The sequence below is a fragment of the Arthrobacter sp. CDRTa11 genome (assembly GCF_026427775.1).
Lineage (GTDB): Bacteria > Actinomycetota > Actinomycetes > Actinomycetales > Micrococcaceae > Arthrobacter.
Genome location: NZ_CP044532.1, coordinates 2002193 through 2016018 on the forward strand (window position 1 = coordinate 2002193; position 13826 = coordinate 2016018).

12 protein-coding genes are annotated in these 13826 nt (G+C 66.1%); 3 read left to right on the forward strand and 9 right to left on the reverse strand.

Annotation, left to right across the window (positions count from 1 at the left end; translation table 11 throughout):
- Window positions 1–9 precede the first annotated feature (9 nt).
- The 3 genes from F8G81_RS09095 to F8G81_RS09105 are packed head-to-tail and all read left to right on the forward strand — an operon-like array spanning window position 10 to window position 3233.
- Window positions 10–819, forward strand: a complete 810-nt coding sequence (locus tag F8G81_RS09095; RefSeq protein ID WP_267278660.1) for an ECF transporter S component — start codon at window positions 10–12, stop codon at window positions 817–819.
- The gene (locus F8G81_RS09100; protein WP_267278661.1) at window positions 776–1579 is read left to right on the forward strand and encodes an energy-coupling factor transporter transmembrane component T family protein; all 804 of its coding nucleotides are present in this window, start codon (window positions 776–778) and stop codon (window positions 1577–1579) included. The genes F8G81_RS09095 and F8G81_RS09100 overlap by 44 nt, the downstream gene beginning before the upstream one ends.
- The gene (locus F8G81_RS09105) at window positions 1563–3233 is read left to right on the forward strand and encodes an ABC transporter ATP-binding protein (protein WP_267278662.1); all 1671 of its coding nucleotides are present in this window, start codon (window positions 1563–1565) and stop codon (window positions 3231–3233) included. The genes F8G81_RS09100 and F8G81_RS09105 overlap by 17 nt, the downstream gene beginning before the upstream one ends.
- Before the next feature lie 171 nt (window positions 3234–3404).
- Here the strand turns inward: F8G81_RS09105 and F8G81_RS09110 are convergent, their stop codons facing one another.
- The 9 genes from F8G81_RS09110 to F8G81_RS09150 all read right to left on the reverse strand — a co-directional run bounded on the left by F8G81_RS09110 (window position 3405) and on the right by F8G81_RS09150 (window position 13714).
- Window positions 3405–5591 carry a 3-hydroxyacyl-CoA dehydrogenase NAD-binding domain-containing protein gene (locus F8G81_RS09110; protein WP_267278663.1) on the reverse strand — a complete coding sequence of 729 codons (2187 nt, stop codon included), beginning with the start codon at window positions 5589–5591 and terminating at the stop codon, window positions 3405–3407.
- Window positions 5588–6913: a thiolase family protein gene (locus F8G81_RS09115; protein WP_267278664.1), complete on the reverse strand. Its 1326-nt coding sequence runs from the start codon at window positions 6911–6913 to the stop codon at window positions 5588–5590. The genes F8G81_RS09110 and F8G81_RS09115 overlap by 4 nt, the downstream gene beginning before the upstream one ends.
- 136 nt (window positions 6914–7049) lie before the next feature.
- Window positions 7050–8390, reverse strand: coding sequence for an HRDC domain-containing protein (locus tag F8G81_RS09120; protein ID WP_267278665.1), 1341 nt, complete (start codon window positions 8388–8390; stop codon window positions 7050–7052).
- An 86-nt stretch (window positions 8391–8476) separates the two neighbouring features.
- On the reverse strand, window positions 8477–9127 hold the full coding sequence (locus F8G81_RS09125) for a DUF3000 domain-containing protein (RefSeq protein ID WP_267278666.1): 651 nt from the start codon (window positions 9125–9127) through the stop codon (window positions 8477–8479).
- Window positions 9128–9188: 61 nt separating this feature from the next.
- Entirely contained in the window at window positions 9189–10298 is a 1110-nt protein-coding gene (locus F8G81_RS09130) for a threonine aldolase family protein (protein ID WP_267279176.1), read from the reverse strand.
- A gap of 31 nt (window positions 10299–10329) precedes the next feature.
- Complete coding sequence (locus tag F8G81_RS09135; protein WP_267278667.1) at window positions 10330–11085, reverse strand: SDR family NAD(P)-dependent oxidoreductase; 756 nt, start codon at window positions 11083–11085, stop codon at window positions 10330–10332.
- Window positions 11082–12485, reverse strand: a complete 1404-nt coding sequence (locus F8G81_RS09140) for a DUF6421 family protein (RefSeq protein WP_267278668.1) — start codon at window positions 12483–12485, stop codon at window positions 11082–11084. Before F8G81_RS09140 ends, F8G81_RS09135 begins: the two co-directional genes overlap by 4 nt.
- 150 nt (window positions 12486–12635) lie before the next feature.
- Window positions 12636–13208: a peptide-methionine (R)-S-oxide reductase MsrB gene (gene msrB / locus F8G81_RS09145; protein ID WP_267278669.1), complete on the reverse strand. Its 573-nt coding sequence runs from the start codon at window positions 13206–13208 to the stop codon at window positions 12636–12638.
- Between the two features lie 14 nt (window positions 13209–13222).
- The gene (locus F8G81_RS09150; RefSeq protein WP_267278670.1) at window positions 13223–13714 is read right to left on the reverse strand and encodes a hypothetical protein; all 492 of its coding nucleotides are present in this window, start codon (window positions 13712–13714) and stop codon (window positions 13223–13225) included.
- Between the last annotated feature and the right edge of the window lie 112 nt (window positions 13715–13826).

The following is a 13826-nucleotide window of genomic DNA, read 5'->3' on the forward strand; positions in this document are numbered from 1 at the left end:
AGGAACACCATGTCATCCTCGTCCCTGACGCTGCCCGAAACCACCCAGGCAGCCGCGCGAAAGCGCCGCATCCTGGAGATCCTCGGCGCAGCCGCCATCGCGGGAACCTACATCTATCTGGTGATGAACCAGCCGGCGGACATCGCCTCGGGGCCAGGGAGTGCGTCGGCCCTGATTGCCCTGTCAGGTTTCCTGGTGGGCGCCATCCTGCTGGTGGTGGCCGTACTGCCAACCCTTCCCACCACCACCGTGGTGCTGATCCCTGTGGCGCTGGTGCTGAACATCGTAATGGGCCAGTTTGTGGGCAGCACCCTGGTGCCCTTCTATCTCGACGCGATCGGAACGGTGCTGATCGCCGTCCTGGCAGGCCCGGCGGCAGGCGCGGCCACCGGTGCACTGAGCAGCATCGTCTGGTCCTTCTTCAATCCCACGGTCCTGCCTTTTGCCGCCGGCGCCGCCCTGATCGGATTCCTCGCCGGCCTGGCCGCACGCCACGGCTTCTTCCGCCGGTTCTACCTTGCCCCGGTGGCCGGTTTTATAACCGGCATCCTTGCCGGTGTGGTGTCGGCCCCGGTGGCCGCCTTCGTGTTTGGCGGCACGTCAGGGGTGGCCACCGGCGCCATAGTCAGTGCGTTCCGTGCCATGGGCGACACGCTCTTTGCCGCCGTCACTAAGCAGGCCCTGATCTCGGACCCCATGGACAAGGCCATCGTGTTCACCATTGTTGCCCTGCTGGTGTATGCACTGCCGCGCAGGGTGACGTTCCAGTTCCCGTTTGTGCGGCAATTCCGGGTCCTGGCCGGACGCAAGGATTCCTAGGCTGGGCCGGATCAGCCCGCTGACCCAGCTCACCGCCGTCGTCACCGCTGTAGTGGTGACGACGGCGGTGGGCCAGTGGGTTGTGTCGCTTTCCGTGCTGGCTGCAGCGGCAGCGATCACCGCCATTGCCGGGACGGCACGTGCCGTCGGGGCCGCGGCCGGCCTTGTCCTCCTGCCGCTCGCTGCGTCCCTGCTGCTGACCCATGGACTGTTCTTCCCCGAAGGCAACACCGTGCTCTGGACATTCGGCCCTGCCAGGCTCACGGCGGAAGGGCTTGGCGTTGCGGGATCCCTGGCGTTGAGGGCAGCGGTACTGGTGGTCCTCCTGCTAACGCTCTCCTTCAGCATTCAGCCGGCGGACATCATGGCCCTGTGTGCGAAACACGGCGTCCCTGCCCAGTTGGGCTTTGTGCTCTGCTCCACCCTCACCATCGCGCCGCAGATCAAGCGGCGGGTCCAGCGGATCCGGGAGGCACAGCAGCTCCGGGGCCTGTACTCGGGCAATTCGCTTCCGGCCCGGCTGGCCTCCTTCCGTGTACTGGCCCTTCCGCTCCTGCTCTCCCTGCTCCACGACGCCGGCCAGCGCGCCGCTGCCCTGGAAACCCGGGGGTTCGGGGGCACCGCAGCCCGGACCAGCCTGCGGGCGGTCCCTGATTCGAGGTTCCAGTCAGTTCTCCGCTGGTCCCTGCTGGCCGGAACGGCGGTCTTCCTGGTCCTGTGGTTCGGACCGGGGGGAGGCAGCGGTGCGCCTCAGCCTTAGATCGTTCGGCTACCCGGACAGTACCCGGCCCGTCCTGGCAGACGTTGACTTGGCGGTGCGGCCGGGCGGGCACCTGCTGGTGGCGGGCGGCTCGGGCAGCGGGAAGACCACGCTGGGGCTCATCCTTGGCGGGGTGCTTCCCGGACAGCACCGCGGCACCCTGCACGGGAGCATCACCCTGAATGGTCATATCCTGGAATTTCCGGCAGCCCAGGCGAAGCGGATCGACCATCAGCACTGGGGCACCCTGGTGGGATATGCAGGCCAGGACGCCGCGGCTCAGCTTTCCACTGTCGCCCCGACGGTGGCCGAGGAGATTGCCTTTCCCCTGGAGAACGCCGGCATGGCCCGGGATGACATGCGGGCGCGCGTCCAGGAAGTGGCGGCGGACCTGGGCCTGACCCTGCTGTTGGAGCGGGACCCTGGCCTGCTGTCCGGCGGTCAGCAAAAGCTGGTGGCCCTCGCTGCCGCGATCGCACCGCGGCCACGCTTCCTGGTTCTCGACGAGCCACTTGCCGGCCTCGACCTCCAGGCGCGGATGCATGTCACGGCGGCGATAGCGGCCCTCCTGTCCGGCGGTATGGGTGTTGTTGTGCTCTCCCAGGACCTCGCCGCGGCAGGAACCGGCAACGTAACCGGAGACCCCAACGGAGCCGCGTGGGCCCCGGACCAGGTGGTGTTGCTGGCGGAGGGCCGGGCGGTCTTCACGGGGGCGGCTGACGAGGCAGCGGACGCGGCCTGGGACCTCGGGCTGCCGGTGCTGCGTGCAGGCGCGCAGCCCGCGCCACAGGAACCTGCATATGCACCAGTACGTCGAGGACCTGGCGGACGAATTTCCACGGGAGGATCAGCCGAATCCCCTCCCGCGTCCGTGCCGGTGGAAGCTCCTGTCCTGGCAGCTGAGGGGCTGCGGTTCGCGTATGGGTGGCGGAAACCCCGTCCCTGGCGGCGGACCCCCCAGGCGTCGCCGGTGCTTGAGGATGTGGGCCTCACCGTGAACCCGGGGGAGTGCGTCGCGGTGGCCGGGGCCAACGGATCAGGAAAGTCCACCTTGCTGCGGTTGCTGACGGGACTGTCCACACCGCAGTCCGGAACAGTCCTGCTCAGGCCCCTCCAAGGCCCCGAGGCCGCCGGCTCCCAGGGCTCCGGCCCAGCGGTGGGCGCCCTGCTCCAGCATCCCCTCGAGCAGCTTTTTGAGCGGACCGTCCGGCGCGAAGTGGGCGCGGGCCTGCCCGGCAGCCTCGGCGACGCGGTTCGCGGGGAGCGTGTGGAGGCGGCGCTGCGCCGTACCGGGTTGCTGGAGGCCGGAGGACTGCATCCTTACGAGTTGCCGGCATCTGGCCAGCGGCTGACGGCCCTTGCGGCGCTGCTTGCCCAGGCGCCGCGGTTTATCGCCCTGGACGAGCCCACCGTCTCCCTGGACCGCCATGGCTTGGACGTGCTGGCCGAAGCCATTGCCGCCGAGGCCGGCCGTGGGGCCGCCGTGGTGATGGTCACCCACGACCTTGATTTCGCCTACCGCACGTGCAGCAGGCTGCTGGTGCTGAGTGAAGGAAGGCTGGCAGCTGACGGCCCTTTCGGCGAGGTGCTGCAGTCACACTTCAGCGCGGGCGTTGCCTTCGGCGTCGCGGCCCCAGCCGCCTGGCGGGCGTAGACCCGGCTCCCTCCCCAACCAGGTAGCGCTAACTGTCGTTATGGGCGCCCAAAACGACAGTTAGCGCTACTTGGTTGGGTTTTAACGGCCGACGGCGGGTGGTCACCTAAGGTGACCACCGCCGTCGCTGTTCACTTGTATGCCGAAGCAGTTGCGCCCGAGGCGGGCGTTTTAGGAAACGGCGCTATCCACGCTCTCCTGTGACGCGCGGGATGCGGCGCCTGCCGGCAGGAACCTTTTGCCGTTGACGCGCTCGGATGCCCCCACCCGGTCCAGGTAGGGAGTGATGCCGCCCAGGAACATGGGCCAGCCCGCGCCCAGGATCATGCAGAGATCGATGTCCTCGGGCCCGGCCACCACTCCTTCGGCCAGCATCAGCCCGATCTCCCCGGCCAGGGCATCCTGCGTACGGCGCAGCACTTCCTCGCCGGTGGACGGGGACGAGCCGAAGGACATCAGCGCCAGTGTTGACTCCGGAATCTCCTGCGAACCGTCGGCGGTGGGCACCCAGAGCGATTTCACGCCGTTGTCGATCAGCTTCTGCAGGTTGGCGGAGACAGCGAACCGGTCCCCGAACGCGGCGTGCAGTGACTCCTGGACATGCTGCGCCACCGGAAGGCCCACCATGGCCCCCAGGGTGAAGGGAGTCATGGGCAGCCCCATGGGCCGCAGCGCGTTGTCCGCGACTTCCGCGGGAGTCCCCTCGTCGAATGCGGCCGTGACTTCACCCATCAGCCGCAGGAGGATCCGGTTGACCACAAACGCCGCGGCGTCCTTGACCAGCACACCGGTCTTCTTCAGGCCCTTGGCAAGCTCAAAGGCAGTGGCCAGCACGGCGTCGTCCGTCCGGGGCGCACGGACGATCTCCACCAGCGGCATGATCGCCACCGGGTTGAAGAAGTGGAAGCCCACCAGGCGTTCCGGATGCCGCAGGTCCTGGGCCATCGCCGTCACGGAAAGGGATGAGGTGTTGGTTGCCAGGATGCACTCGGGCGACACAATGGCCTCCACCTCGGCAAACACCTGCTTCTTGACGTTGAGCTCCTCAAAAACGGCCTCAATCACAAAGTCGGCGTCCGCGAACACCTCCTTGGAAACTGACCCGGTCACCAGGGCCTTGGTCCGGTTGGCTGCGTCCTGGCTCATCTTTTTCTTGCCCAGCAGCTTGTCCACCTCGGCCTGGACGTAGCCCACACCCTTGTCCACGCGCGCCTGGTCGATGTCCGTCATCACCACGGGCACCTTCAGCTGGCGGGCGAACAGCAGGGCCAGCTGGCTTGCCATCAGGCCGGCGCCCACCACACCTACCTTGGTTATCGGTCGCGCCAGCTTCCGGTCCGGGGCTCCGGCCGGCCGCTTGGAACGCTTCTGGACCAGGTCCAGGAAGGCGTAGACGGTGGCACGGAACTCGTCGGTCTGCATCAGCCCGGCAAGGGTTTCGCACTCAAGCTCGGCGGACTCCGCCTGGGTCAGAGTGCGGTTCGCCTCCATGATGTCCAGGACCTTGGCCGGAGCCGGCGATGCGTTGGACGTCTTGGCTTCCACAAACGCACGGCCGGCGGCCACAGCAGAACTCCAGCGCTGCACCACGGCGGGGTCGGAAGGGTCGACGGCGTTGGGCCGCTCCGGGACAACCTCACCGGAAATAACCCCGGCAGCCCAGGCGAGGGACTGCTCAAGAAAATCTGCGGGTTCGAACAGGGCATCCGCAACGCCCAGTTTGAACGCCTGTGGCCCGCTGAGGGTGCGGTTGTTGCTGAGCGGATTTTCGATCATCACCTGGACGGCATTTTCCGGGCCGATCAGCCGGGGCAGGATATAGACTCCGCCCCAGCCGGGCACCAGGCCGATGAATGCCTCGGGCAGCCCCAGGGCACCGGCCCCGGATGAGACGGTCCGGTACGTGGCCTGCAAGGCGATCTCCAGGCCGCCGCCCAGTGCAACGCCGTTGATGAAGGCAAAGCTGGGCACGCCCAGGTTGGCCAGCGTGGCGTAGACGTCGTGGCCGAGCTGGGCCATCCACAGCCCCTGGTCGCGCTTCTCGAGGGATTTGACGGCAGACAGGTCAGCCCCGGCCACGAGGAAGTACGGCTTCCCGGTGACGCCGACGCCCACGATTTCACCGCGGGCCGCACGGTCCCGGAGTCCTTCCAGAACAGTTCCGAGCTCCGCCAGGGTGTTTGGGCCCAGGGTGGTGGGCTTGGAATGGTCCAGGCCGTTGTCCAGCGTGATCAGGGCGAAGGTGCCGGCGCTGGGTTTCCCGTGCGCCGACGGAAGCTGGATGTCCTGGACGTACGAATGGGTCACTAACTCGTCGGGGAAGAGTTCGGTGAGCCTGGTGAAATCTGCGGCGCTCATGCTGCTGCTCCTTCAGTGTCTGCCGTCGGGGCGGATGCGGTGGGGGATGCCGTGGTGCCGGCAGCAGGTGTTGCCGCGGCGCCGCTGTAATCGGCGTGGTGCGGGTTTTCCCAGATCACGGTCGCTCCCATGCCAAGGCCGATGCACATGGTGGTCATTCCGTACCGTACGGAGGGGTCCTCCTCGAACTGCCGGGCGAGCTGGTTCATGAGCCGCACGCCTGAGGACGCGAGCGGATGGCCCACCGCGATGGCACCTCCGTAGCGGTTAATCCGGGGGTCGTCGTCGGAGATTCCGAAGTGGTCCAGGAAACTGAGCACCTGCACGGCAAAGGCCTCGTTGATTTCGAACAGCCCGATGTCGCCGATGGCCAGGCCTGCGTTCTTCAGCGCCTTCTCGGTGGCAGGCACGGGGCCGATCCCCATGACCTCAGGCTCAACGCCTGCATAGGCGTAGCTGACCAGGCGCATCTTGACGGGCAATCCCAGCTCTGCGGCGGCATCGGAGGAGGCCAGGACGGCGGCGGTGGCGCCGTCGTTCAATCCGGCGGCGTTGCCGGCGGTGACGCGGCCGTGCGCGCGGAACGGGGTGCGCAGGGCGGCAAGATCTTCCACTGTGGTGCCTGGACGGGGCGGCTCGTCAACGGTTTGGAGCGACCAACCCTGGCCTGGTTTGAGGGTGGCAACTGGAACCAGATCGGGCTGGATCTGGCCCTTCGCATAGGCCGCGGCCAGCTTGTCCTGGGAGGCGACGGCGTACGCGTCGGTCCGGTCCTTGGTGATGGCGGGAAAGCGGTCATGCAGGTTTTCGGCGGTGTTGCCCATGTTCAGCGCCGCGGGATCCACCAGGCGCTCGGACATGAACCGTGGGTTGGGGTCCGCACCGGATCCCATGGGGTGGTTGCCCATGTGCTCCACTCCGCCGGCGATGACAACGTCATAGGCGCCAAAACCAATACCGCTGGCCGTTGTGGTCACGGCAGTCATGGCACCCGCGCACATCCTGTCGATCGCGAAGCCCGGGACCGTCCGGGGGAGTCCGGCCAGAAGGGCCGCGGTACGTCCCAGGGTTAGGCCCTGGTCCCCGGTCTGGGTGGTGGCAGCTACCGCCACCTCATCAATCCGCTCAGCGGGCAGGGAAGGGTTGCGGCGCAAAAGCTCCCGGATGCATTTGACCATCAGGTCATCGGCACGGGTTCCTGCATAGATTCCCTTTTCACCCGCGCGGCCAAAGGGGGTGCGAATGCCGTCGACAAAAACGACGTCGCGGACAGTGCGCGAAGATCCGCTGCTGTGTTCTCCGCTGTGGCGGGCTTGGCTCACGTGTAACTCCTCATCGAGACGTTGGCGCCGGTCAAAGGCCACAGGGCAGCGATGATCCGGACGGCAGTGGACTCAATGTTACTCGCCAGTAACTTAGTGTGCAAGAGGACGCCGGTCCCGTCGGCGCAGCCGCGGGCTAGTCGGTGGCAGCAGCCGCAGCTTTGGGCTCCCGCGGCTCCTTGGGAGGCAGCGGCTGGGGATTGAGGAATGCCTCCGCAAGCAGCGGCGCGACAACGCCGACCTGCCACTCGCGGGCACCGAGGACACGGAGTTCCTCGGCGACGGACGCTTCGGAGATCACTGCCGGAGGGCGCCAGGCGACGCGGCGCAGATAGTCGGGGGTCAGCAGGTTCTCAACAGGCAGGTTCAGCGCCTCGGCCTTTTCCTGCAGGAGCGGGCGCGCGGTGGACAGACGTGCTGCCGCCTCAGGATCACGGTCAGCCCAGACCCGCGGGGGCGGCGGAGCGTTGGTGGGCAGGTGCAGGGGAGGAAGATCAGTGAGATCCCTGGCCGTGGCGATGCAGCGGAGCCAGCGCGGCGCCTCGCGCTGTGCCGCACGCCCGTGGAAGCCCTTGGTTCCCAGTAACTGGGGCACGGTGGAGGGCATGGCCTTGGCCGCGGCAACGAGCGCGGAATCTGGAATGAGCCGGCCCGGGGCAACGTCCCGCTTCTGCGCCAGGGAATCCCGCTCCAGCCACATCTCACGGACCGCGGCCAGCTGGCGGCGGTCCCGGATCTGATGCAGGCCGGAGGTTTTGCGCCACGGATCGATCCGCGGCGGCGCAACTCCGGCGGCAAGGATGGCCGCAAATTCCTGCTCCGCGAACTCGAGTTTGCCATCCGCCTCCAGGAGTTCGATGAGCTCCTCACGGAGTTCCGTCAGAACTTCCACGTCCAGGGCCGCGTACCGCAACCAGGGCTCGGGGAGCGGCCGGGTGGACCAGTCAGCGGCGGAATGTTCCTTCGCCAGGCCGAAGCCGAGCAGCTGCTCAATAACGGCCGCCAGGCCCACCCGTGGAAGTCCGGCGAGCCGTGCGGCGAGCTCGGTATCGAACAGCCTGTCGGGCCACATGCCCAGTTCCAACAGGCACGGCAGGTCCTGGCTGGCCGCATGCAGGATCCACTCCACGCCTTTGAGTGCGTCGTTAATGATGGACAGGTCGTTGAAGGGCTCGGGGTCGATGAGCCAGGTTCCAGAGCCTTCGCGGCGGATCTGGACCAGGAAGGCACGCTGGCCGTACCTGAAGCCCGACGCCCGTTCGGCATCAACCCCCGCTGGACCGGTGCCGGCGGCAATGGCGGCGGCGCACCGTTCCAGCCCGGACTGGGTTTCGATCACCAGGGGCACGCCCTCGCGGGGTGTGTCGAGATCAATGACCACAGGGATGGGGCTGTCGAAGCCGTCCACCGTGATGTGGGGAGTGGAGTCAGCAGCCGGAGCGCCGGCCGTGGTGTTATCCGGAATGTGAGGGGTCATGGTGCCTTCAGTTTACCGACAAGGTGGTGCCAGGCTGCCTCAACATCGCCACAATGCGGCAGTGCGTTCAGCTGTGCATACCGCGGCTAGTTCCGGCGGCGGCGCGGCAGGGCCGAAACGCCATCAGGAAGAGGGGGAAGCCCGGCAAAGGTGCAGACCATATCGGACCACGCCTCCAAATGCGCCGTGACGTCCGAGGAAGCCGGCGTCCAGGAGGCGCGGAGTTCAATGTCGATCGAGCCGGGCCTGTCGGATAAGGTCCCAAAGCTTTCCGAAAGGACGCGGGTGGCGGTGCCTCCCGCGGCGCGGTACAGGGCCTTATGGTTTTCCAGGGCCTCAACGAGCCAGGTCCAGGCCACCGTGCCCAGCATCTCGTCATTGCCCATTTCCGGCTCCAGCTGGGCGCGGATGTACGTGACGATGCGGAATTCGCCGTCCCAGACCGCGGACCCGTCGGGGTCGTGCAGGAGGATAAAACGGCCAGTGGCGAGTTCGGCGTCGTCGTCCTCCTCCGTCCCGGATGCCGCTGCCAGGGCCATGGCGGCGGGTCCGTGGACAGGCACTGTCCCGCCGCCCGGACCGGACGCCATGACTTCGGCTCCCAGGGCCACGGCATAGGGCGCCAGGCGTGCCGGGGCAGGAATCTCTGCGAGCCGCAGTTCACTGCGGCAATGGGCTTTCCTGAGGGTCCCCAAGGCGTGGCGAAACTCCGGGGGAACCTGGGCGAGTGCGTTCACCTTCGCAGGTTACGCAACCGCGGCGGGCAGGGAGTGCAGGCTCGCCGTCAGCACTCGCATGCTACGTGGCAGCCTGGTCCGCCTGGTGCTGGGCAAGCTCCCGGCGGATCGCGTCAACAAAGGCATCAATATCATCCTCGTTTGTATCAAAGGAACACATCCAGCGGACCTCGTGGGCCGCCTCGTTCCAGTCGTAGAAGCGGAAGGATTTCCGCAGCTTGTCTGCCACGCCCTTGGGCAGGATGGCAAAGACGCCGTTGGATTCGGTTTTCTGCGTCGGCTCGACGCCGTCGATCGTGTCCACGGCTGCGCGAAGGCGGGCCGCCATTGCATTGGCGTGGGAGGCGGAGCGCAGCCACAGGTCACCTTCCAGCAGCGCGATGAACTGGGCAGATAAAAACCGCATCTTGGACGCCAGCTGCATGTTCATCTTGCGCAGGTAGATCAGGCCGTGCGCGGCCTCGGGATTCAGGGCCACCACCACCTCACCGAAAAGCAGCCCGTTCTTGGTGCCGCCGAAGGACAGGATGTCCACGCCGGCGTCGCGCGTGAAAGCCCTCAGTGGCACCTGCAGGTGGGCGGCAGCATTGGCCAGCCGTGCGCCGTCCATGTGGAGCTTCATGCCCCTGGAGTGGACGTGCTCAGCAATGGCCGTGACCTCCTCCGGTGTGTAGCACGTCCCCAGTTCCGTGGTTTGGGTGATGGAGACGGCCAGTGGCTGGGCCCGGTGCTCATCGCCCCAGCCCCACGCCTCCCGGTCAATCAGCTCCGGGGTCAGTTTCCCGTCCGGCGTGGGGACGGAAAGGAGCTTGATGCCGCCGATCCGCTCAGGCGCACCGTTTTCGTCCATGTTGATGTGGGCGGTGGCGGCACAGACCACCGCGCCCCACCGTGGGAGCAGCGACTGGAGGGACAGGACGTTGGCCCCGGTTCCGTTGAACACGGGAAAGCATTCGATGCCGGGCCCAAAGTGCTGCTCCATGAGTTCCTGCAGCCGCGCGGTGTACTCATCCTCGCCGTAGGAGACCTGGTGGCCGTCATTTGCCGCTGCCAGCGCGGCCAGGACTTCGGGATGAACCCCCGAATAGTTGTCCGACGCGAAGCCTCGGACGGATGGATCATGCAGGCGGGTTCCGGTTCGCGGGACAGTTTCCGCGGTGGTGCTTGTCATTGCTTTGCTCACGCTTCCAGTCTAGGTACAGTCACGGGGCCAGCAGCAGGCGCTGGCCATTCAGCTCGTCGGCAGGTTTTTTGAAAAGTTCGACGACGGCGCGGGCCAGGTCCCCGACGTCGGTGGCTCCGGGAAAATTCCGTTCCGGGTGCTGCTTCCGCATGTCGGCATCCACGAGCGCCTTGACCACCAGGACGACGGCGGCACAGCGGAGCGGACCGCCCGCAGATTCAGTTTCAGATTCTGTTGCCGATCCAGCGCTGGTGGTGCGGGCGAAGCCCTCCGCCATGGCCATGGTCCACGTTTCCGCAGCCGCCTTTGCCGCCACATAGCTGGCAGCGGCAGCAGTGGGTTTCCCCACTGAAGTAGAGGAAACCATCGCGAACCTGCCACAGCTCGAGGCGGCCAGGTCGTCATGGAAAACGCGGGAAACATTCCGGAGGGTGGTGATGGCTGCGCGCTCCAGGAACTCCCAGTCGGCATCGCTTTGGTCCGCGATGCCTTTCGCGCCGCGCCAGCCGCCCACCAGGTGGATGACCGCATCGATGCTGACGCCGGCGCTGGCAAGATAGTCCTGCAGCTCCTGCACCTCGGCCAGGCTGGCGAGGTCGCACACGAGTGGGGTAACGCCGTCGCCCGCCTTCGCCGCCGCTTCCTCGATGCGGGTCCGGTCTGAACCTACGGTGAAGACCCGGAAACCGGCTTGCAGGAGCGCCGCGGCCACGGCAACCCCCGACGCTCCGCTGCCCCCGGTGACCAGGACGTTAAGGGCTGTGCCCTCATTCACTGCGCTGAACTGCCGGTGATGCTGGAACTGCCGGTGATACCTGACTTGCCCGTGATACCGGCTGTTGACTCGATGACAGGACGCATCTTCTTCTCCAATGCTTCGTAGAACATGGACAGCGGGAATTCGTCATCCAGCACCTGGTCCGTGAGGCCACGGGGAGGGCCGGTGAGGGGCAGAGCGTCAATGCCCCTGGCCCAGACCGAGGCAGGGTGGGGCGTAACGGTGGCCGAAATCAGCTCATAGGCGGCAAGCCAGTGTGCCATTTTTGGCCGGTCGATGGAGCGCCAGTACAGGTCATCGATCTTGGCTCCCAGCGCGATGACGGCGTCCGCCACCTGGTCCCAGTCGATGCTGAGCCTGCTGTCCGTCCAGTGCAGGACATGGTGCTGGTGCAGCCAGGCGAACAGCAACTGGCCGCCCAGGCCGTCGTAGTTGCGCACCCGGCTGCCGGTGATGGCAAAACGGAAAATCCTGTCGAAGATGATGGCGTACTGCACCAGTTTGGCGTGCCGGCGGGCTTCAGGCTGGGCGTCGTCGTCCTTTTCAACCCGGACAGACTCCCGGAAGGCCGTGAGATCGCAGCGGAGTTCCTCCAGTGAATACAGGAAAAACGGCATGCGCTGCTTGATCATGAACGGGTCAAAGGGCAGGTCCCCGCGCATGTGGGTGCGGTCATGGATGAGGTCCCACATCACAAAAGTGGCCTCCGTGAGTTCCTGGTCCTCCAGCAGCTCGGCAGCACCGGGCGGAAGTTCCAGCGACGTGATCTCCGCAGCCGCCCGCAGGACGTGGCGGAACCGCGCCGCTTCACGGTCCGCAAAGATGGCGCCCCACGTGAAAGCAGGGGTCTGGCGCACCGCAACAGTTTCCGGGAACAGGACGGCAGAGTTGGTGTTGTAGCCGGGGGTGAAGTCCAGGAAGCGGATGGGCACAAACAGCTGGTTGGAGTAGTCGCCGGCCTCCAGCCCCGCGACGAAATCAGGCCAGACCACTTCGATCAGCACGGCCTCCACGAGCCTGCTGCTGCTGCCGTTTTGGGTGTACATGGGAAACACCACAACGTGCTGCAGGCCGTCATGGCGCTGCTGCTGGGGCTGGAACGCCAGGAGCGAGGAAAGGAAATCCGGCACACCGAAGCCGGAGCCGGCCCATGCCTCGAAGTCATGGGCAGCGGCGGCCAGGTAGGCCTCGTCATGCGGGAAAAGCGGGGCAAACCTGGCCAGCGCCTCAACGATGGCCGCAACGTGCACAGCGGCAGCGGGGTGATCCTCGGGTGCAGGAACGGAGCCGTCCTGCACCTGGAGCTCCTGCAGGGCAATGGCAGCGGCCTTGAGTCGAAGCCAGTCAGGGTGCTCCGAAGAAATCCTGGTGGGGGCACTGATCACTGTCTCGGTCACGGCAGGCTGCCTTTCTCTTTTGCTTGAACCTCTGAGGCGAGCGTAACAAGCAACCAGAGTTTCTAACCTAAGAATGCCTTGAGCATAAGAGACTCTCGGCCTCAGGGTGGCCCAGGGGCTATTCAGGTGCAGCCTTTCGACGCCTCGGACTCAGCGTTCAGTGCCGGAGCTGTCCGCGCCCTGTTCGTCGCCGGCTTCTTCCCGGGGCACCAGCTTCAGGGAGACCGAGTTGATGCAGTAGCGCTGGTCAGTGGGGGTTCCGTAGCCTTCGCCGTCAAACACATGGCCCAAGTGGGAATCGCAGTTGGCGCAGCGGACCTCCACCCGTTCCATCCCGAGGGTGCGGTCGTGGATGTAACGGACCGTGCCCTCCGCCAGCGGTGCCCAGAAGGACGGCCAGCCGCAATGCGAGTCAAACTTTTCGTTGCTCGTGAACAGTTCGGTCCCACAGGCACGGCACTGATAGACGCCGGCCGTGTGGGTGTCCCAGTACTCACCGGTGTACGGACGCTCGGTCCCCGCCTCGCGGAGTACGTGGTACTCCTCAGGGGTCAGTTCCTGCCGCCACTGGGCATCCGACTTCTGCTGGCCCTTCGCAACGCCGTCATCGTTCACAGCGCCGTCAGCATTTTCCGTACTGTCCACTTTTTCCGTGCCATCAAACGTGCCAGGAATAGACCCGGTGGCCCTGTTGCCGAAGATGTTTTTTCCCAAGATGCTCATAGTTTGATCAACGCCTAGGAGTCGCCGATAAATCCCGAACCGGCGTACAGATGCAGGACGGGCAGGCCAAGCTTGTCCTGCGCCTTGTTGGCCCAGTCCGTATGGAACGTATCGGCCACCGCATGCGGGCGGGTGATCACCACGGCCTGGGCAGCACCAAGCTCCTTGACCTTTGCCACCAGGCTGTCGACAGCGCCACCTTCCACCACCTCGCCGGTGACTCCGCCGCCCAGCCCCTGCAGGGCTCCAAGCGACACTGTCAGCGTCTCCGCCGCCTCCGCCCGTTCAGCGGCGGGATCAGGGCCATGGGAGGTCAGCTCGCGGAAGGCCTTCGCGACCTCCAGCATGGATAGATTCTCCAGGAAATCCACCAGCAGATGGCGCTCGGTATTCGCCGGGACCAGCAACACAAGTTGCGTGTCTGCGCCGTCCACCAGCCGTTCAATGTTCAGGCGGTCGTCCGCGCCCAGGGGTTCTTCGGTCAGGATGACGATTGGCTCGCTCATGGCATCAGCCTAGTCCTGTGCCCCTGTGCCTGCATCCATTTGGGGTGGTGGCGCCCCGGTGTTCCGCCAGAATTCCAACAGCATTCCGGCGTGGCACGGGCGCCGGAATATG

Excerpts from the sequence above, each read along its gene's own strand:
- F8G81_RS09120 (WP_267278665.1), bottom strand. The coding sequence starts at position 8,390 with ATGACCCCTCACATTCCGGATAACACCACGGCCGGCGCTCCGGCTGCT.
- F8G81_RS09150 (WP_267278670.1), bottom strand. The coding sequence starts at position 13,714 with ATGAGCGAGCCAATCGTCATCCTGACCGAAGAACCCCTGGGCGCGGAC.
- F8G81_RS09130 (WP_267279176.1), bottom strand. The coding sequence starts at position 10,298 with ATGACAAGCACCACCGCGGAAACTGTCCCGCGAACCGGAACCCGCCTG.
- F8G81_RS09095 (WP_267278660.1), top strand. The coding sequence starts at position 10 with ATGTCATCCTCGTCCCTGACGCTGCCCGAAACCACCCAGGCAGCCGCG.
- F8G81_RS09110 (WP_267278663.1), bottom strand. The coding sequence starts at position 5,591 with ATGAGCGCCGCAGATTTCACCAGGCTCACCGAACTCTTCCCCGACGAG.
- msrB (WP_267278669.1), bottom strand. The coding sequence starts at position 13,208 with ATGAGCATCTTGGGAAAAAACATCTTCGGCAACAGGGCCACCGGGTCT.